Genomic DNA, 5,174 nt, shown 5'->3' with positions numbered 1-5,174 from the left:
CACAGTTAGTTGCTTCCGGGGAATTCCGTGCAGACCTTTACTTCCGCCTGAATGTCGTTGAGATAACACTACCTCCTCTAAGGCATCGACAGCAGGATATAGCGGAGCTGGCACAGTTTTTCATCGAACAATTCGCTAAACGCTATGGCGTTGAACAGCCAAGACTGGCTTATGATGCCATGCGTCAAATGCAACAATATGACTGGCCGGGCAATATCAGGGAGTTGGAAAATGTGCTTGAACGAGCAGTTATGCTATGCAAGCAAAGTATCATTGAGTTTGACGATCTGCTATTGAGACCTTTCAGCCAGAATGATAATTCTGAAAAGGTCTTACCAGAGATAGAAAAAATGACGATGGATCAAGTTGAGAAATATTTACTTGAAAGTGCTCTGAACCGGAGTTCTGGTAATGTTTCGCGGGCGGCCAGGCAGCTTGGGCTGACTCGTATGGCCATGCGTTATCGTATGGAAAAATACAAACTATAAATTATTTGACCAGTTTCAAACTGGGTTTGCCGTTTGTCGTTTTAGTTGGTTCGACTGATGGTGGAGTCGGAGGAGTAGGGTTTTCTTCCTCAGGAAAGAACATGCCTTCATTATTTTCCTTGCCATAAATAGCCTGAATAGCAATTACCGGAATAAATAAGTCCATTGCCTTGCCAGAAAATCTGGCTGAAAAGCTCACCCACTCATTATCCATATTCAGACCACTAATTGCATCAGGGGCCAGATTCAATACAATGCGGGCATCTCGGATGTATTGTTCAGGAACGACCACACCTTCATGGTTTGTATTGACCAATAAATAAGGGGTAGATTGATTGTCGAGTAACCATTGGTAAATGGCCCTTATCAGATAAGGTTTTTGTGAAGACATGCTCATTAGCGCATTCCTCTCTCCGCTGTGCTCAGGCTCGCTTGAAATGTGGCTCTATCAAATATTTTCTGCGCATAACGTTCAACAGCGATGGCCGAATCAGGCAGTTTAATACCCAAATGAGGCAGACGCCATAATAATGGGGCTATATAGCAGTCTATCAACGAAAATTCATCGCTCATCAGATAGTCATATTGCTCAAATAGCGGAGCCAGAACAGTCAGATCTTCACGTAAAGTCTTTTTTGCTTTAGTGGCCGGGGATTTATCCCGCCCTGATAATTGTGGCCACATTGCAAGCCAGTCGGTTTCCAGGCGATGTAACATCAGTCGCATTTGAGCTCGGGCCCCAGGGTCATTGGGCATTAACGATGGGTGCGGGAAACGTTCGTCAAGATATTCCATAATGATTGGGGAATGAAATATCACAATGTCCCGATCAAACAATGTAGGACCCTGCCCGTAGGGATTCGCTGAAGCAACTTCTTCGGGCCAGTGGCCGTCAACAAGTTCTACAAGCTGGCATTCAATTTGTTTTTCTTGAACGACAATGCGGGTCTGGTGACTGAATGGACATTGTGCATCCGAGTACAATGTCATCAGTGGTTTACGATTACGTGTTGTCATTAGCAGTACTGCTTATTATTTCTGAATGTAGCGTTAGTGAACGTCTTTCCAGTAAGCTTTTTTCAGTGCCAATGCGATAACAAAGAAGATCGCAAGATAGAGTAAAACCCACTTACCTAACGCTAATCGCTGTAATTTGGATGGTTCACTGATATAGGCAAGAAAGTTGACCAGATCTCGACTCATCATATCGTATTGTCGAGGAGTCAGCGCACCTTCTTGTGCAACACTGAGATGACCGTCTTCACCCAATGCCTGATAACCCTGTTGTTCCCAGAGTACATGTGGCATGCCCACATCTTTAAACGCAAGGTTGTTGGTACCCATCGGACGACTGTTATCCAAATAGAAAGTACGTAAATAGGTATATAACCAATCTGTACCCCGCGCACGTGCAATGACAGATAAGTCTGGTGGTGCTACACCAAACCATTTTTTTGCATCTTCGGGGCGCATTGCAATTTGCATCGTTTCACCGATCTTATCAGTGGTAAACATTAGATTGTCGGTAACTTGCTCATCGGTTAAACCCAAATCTTTTGCCATACGGTTATAACGCATCAACGATGCTCCATGACAACTCAGGCAATAATTCATAAAGGTGTGAGCGCCACGCTGTAATGAGGCTTTATCGGTCAAATCAATATCTACTTGATCCAGTTTGGATGACGGACCGGCCGCAATGGCGAGTGTCGAGAACAGACTGAATATCGAAATGAAAGCTGCTAAAGTCAGATTTCTCATTTGGTCGTCACCCTTTCTGGTACAGGTTTATCTTTATCAAATGCCGTATAGATAGGCATCAGGAGAAAGAAAGCAAAATACAGAACCGTAAATATTTGTGCCAGCAAGGTGTAAAGCGATGTTGCTGGCTGAGTTCCCAGGTAACCTAAGGCTAAGAAGCTGATAACAAAAATTACCAGAGCCGTACGGAAATAAGGACCTCTATAGCGTATCGAACGGGTTTTGCTCCGATCCAGCCATGGCAACAGGAACAGCATGACAATTGCCAAGCCCATAGCAATAACACCAAACAGCTTATCCGGTACTGCACGCAAAATGGCATAAAACGGTGTGAAATACCATAAAGGCACAATATGTTCCGGGGTTTTTAAAGGATCTGCCGGAATAAAGTTATCCTTTTCAAGGAACCAGCCGCCGAATTCTGGCAGATAGAACAGCACCAGAGAGAATATAAACAGGAATACCACTACGCCCACCAGATCTTTTACCGTGTAATAAGGGTGGAACGGAATGCCATCTAAAGGTTTACCGTTTTCGTCTTTGTGTTTTTTGATTTCTACACCGTCAGGATTGTTTGAACCCACTTCATGCAGAGCGAGGATATGGGCAACAACCAAACCTAATAAGACGATAGGCAAGGCTATGACATGCATGGCAAAAAAGCGGTTTAATGTGGCATCAGCGACAACGTAATCACCACGAATCCATAAAGCAAGATCTTCACCAATAACCGGTAAAGCGCCAAACAAAGAGATAATAACCTGAGCACCCCAGTAAGACATTTGTCCCCAAGGTAACAAATACCCCATAAAAGCTTCGGCCATTAACACGACATACAGAAGCATGCCGAAGATCCATATTAATTCACGGGGTTGTTTATAGGAACCATACATCAATCCACGGAACATATGCAGGTAGATAACGACAAAGAATGCTGAAGCCCCGGTGGAATGCAGGTAACGAATTAACCAGCCCCACTCTACGTCTCGCATAATGTATTCAACCGAAGCAAAGGCGAGCTCTGCATCCGGTTTATAGTTCATGGTTAAAAATATGCCGGTAACAATCTGTAAAACCAGAATCAATAAAGCCAGAGAACCAAAGAAATACCAGAAATTAAAGTTTTTTGGTGCGTAATATTCTGAAAGGTGTTCCTTCCACATTTTGGTCGCAGGAAAGCGAGCATCAATCCAATCCATCATAGACATTATGCGGCTCCTTGGGCGTCTTCACCAACAATAACAACATTGTCACCCTGGAAATGATAAGGGGGCACTTCAAGATTGGTCGGTGCAGGAACACCCTGGTAAACACGGCCAGCCAAATCAAAACGAGAGCCATGACAAGGGCAGAAGAAACCGCCTTTCCAATTGGCACCCAGATCATTAGGGGCTATTTCTGGACGGTAGGTTGGTGAGCAACCCAAATGTGTACATATTCCCACCATGACCATAACTTCTTTTCGGATCGAGCGTGTTTCGTTCTGCGCATATTCAGGTTGCTGGGTTTGTTCACTCTGTGGATCGCGCAACTCATCGTTCAAGGTGACGAGAGTGTTTAACACTTCTTCGGTACGGCGGAAAATCCAAACCGGTTTGCCACGCCACTCGACAGTCAATAATTGACCGGGTTCAAGTTGGCTGATGTCAATTTGCACCGGGGCACCGGCAGCTTCTGCTTTAGCGCTTGGCGCAATGGAAGAAACAAAAGGTATGGCAACAGCCACCGCACCAGCACCGCCTACTACACTAGCTGCGGCGGTTAAAAACCGTCTTTTGCCAGTATCTATAGAGTCGCTCATCAGATGAATATCCCCTGATATGTTATTTAATGTGAATCCAGCAGAGCATCAATGTCTCGGGATTGCTGAGATAAAACCAGTAAATTCTAGCATAGCAAGGAAGTTTTTGGATCAAAAAAGCCCGCATTTTTATGCGGGCTTTTAGGAGTACTTCTAGAGGAGTATAGACTTACTCTGCAGTAGCCTGTTCTACTTTTTTAACTAAACGACGTAATGCGCCTTTAGGTTTTGAGTCTACAATGGCTTGCAAATTAGTCGGTTCGCCTACAATGATCGCGCCGCCCATACCGGCACCCCAGTGAGGGTCACACTTGTAAAGGTAAACACCTTCTACAGTCAATGGTTTGGTTTGGTAGTTTTCACCCATTTGTGACATGAAACCTTCAGCGCCTTCAGGAATGAATTCTTGCTCACCACTTGAATCAGTAAAAGTAGTATTTACCAGGTGACCATTCATTTGTTGCCAGGAAACAGTGTCACCCGGAGCGATTTTGACAACCAAAGGATCAAAAGCAGTCAAACTTGCGTTAACAACATGATTCTCAGCCATTGCAGCAGCAGAAAATAAAGATGCTGCGCCAATTGCTGCTGTCAAAAGTGATTTACCATATTTCATGAATATTTCCTCTCTTTATTGAGTTATTTGCCTCAGTGCGGTGCCAGTTTCCCATAGTGAACCTGAACCCACACTGAACACATTTAGCCACGTGTTTTAACACGTAATTTTCTTGGCAATACCAGCACAAAAACGTCCAACTATACTGACTGTTTGGGGGATATGTCCATGCTAAATCGAAAATTTGTGTCATATAACACAATGGTTATTCCATCTGTCAGTGCTGGGCAACTTCCTGAAATATATAGCGATGATTGCTAGGGTCTGTTGATCTTTCATAGCCGCCTCTGTTGTGACTGAAAATGCACCAATCAAGGCGCGAGGAGTGTAGTTTGTGAGATACATCCGTGTATCTCACCCCTTCTTCGGGGCTGACGCTCAAAAACGTTTATCTCCATGGATGGAGTGTATGCAAAAGCAATGTCTGAAACATTGCTTGTTCCGGCGGTTTTGTAGTCGTTCTAAATAAACGACGAGCAACACAGGCCGGCATACAGTCCATCCGTGG

At 44.4% G+C, this 5,174-nt stretch carries 7 protein-coding genes; 1 reads left to right on the top strand and 6 read right to left on the bottom strand.

From position 1 onward, the window contains the following. Positions 1-488 (top strand): helix-turn-helix domain-containing protein (locus tag B3O33_RS05935; RefSeq protein ID WP_292363182.1); only part of this gene is annotated, 488 nt, incomplete at its 5' end. A 1-nt stretch (position 489) separates the two neighbouring features. Here B3O33_RS05935 and B3O33_RS05930 read toward each other — a convergent pair. From B3O33_RS05930 to B3O33_RS05905, 6 genes are all read right to left on the bottom strand, one after another. Beyond that, entirely contained in the window at positions 490-885 is a 396-nt protein-coding gene (locus B3O33_RS05930; RefSeq protein ID WP_292360490.1) for a ClpXP protease specificity-enhancing factor, read from the bottom strand. Beyond that, on the bottom strand, positions 885-1,505 hold the full coding sequence (locus tag B3O33_RS05925) for a glutathione S-transferase N-terminal domain-containing protein (RefSeq protein WP_292360489.1): 621 nt from the start codon (positions 1,503-1,505) through the stop codon (positions 885-887). The genes B3O33_RS05930 and B3O33_RS05925 overlap by 1 nt, the downstream gene beginning before the upstream one ends. Positions 1,506-1,538: 33 nt before the next feature. Next, a complete protein-coding gene (locus B3O33_RS05920) occupies positions 1,539-2,249 on the bottom strand; it encodes a cytochrome c1 (protein WP_292360487.1) in 711 nt (236 codons plus the stop codon). Continuing rightward, positions 2,246-3,451, bottom strand: coding sequence for a cytochrome b (locus B3O33_RS05915; protein WP_292361025.1), 1,206 nt, complete (start codon positions 3,449-3,451; stop codon positions 2,246-2,248). Before B3O33_RS05915 ends, B3O33_RS05920 begins: the two co-directional genes overlap by 4 nt. A 5-nt stretch (positions 3,452-3,456) precedes the next feature. Then, the gene (gene petA / locus B3O33_RS05910; RefSeq protein ID WP_339612411.1) at positions 3,457-4,053 is read right to left on the bottom strand and encodes a ubiquinol-cytochrome c reductase iron-sulfur subunit; all 597 of its coding nucleotides are present in this window, start codon (positions 4,051-4,053) and stop codon (positions 3,457-3,459) included. A 166-nt stretch (positions 4,054-4,219) separates the two neighbouring features. Continuing rightward, positions 4,220-4,666, bottom strand: a complete 447-nt coding sequence (locus tag B3O33_RS05905) for a plastocyanin/azurin family copper-binding protein (protein ID WP_292360483.1) — start codon at positions 4,664-4,666, stop codon at positions 4,220-4,222. Between the last annotated feature and the right edge of the window lie 508 nt (positions 4,667-5,174).

Source organism: Methylophaga sp. UBA1464, from assembly GCF_002325665.1.
GTDB lineage: Bacteria > Pseudomonadota > Gammaproteobacteria > Nitrosococcales > Methylophagaceae > Methylophaga.
Note: the sequence above shows the minus strand (reverse complement) of the source record. Positions and strands in the feature narration are given on the sequence as shown.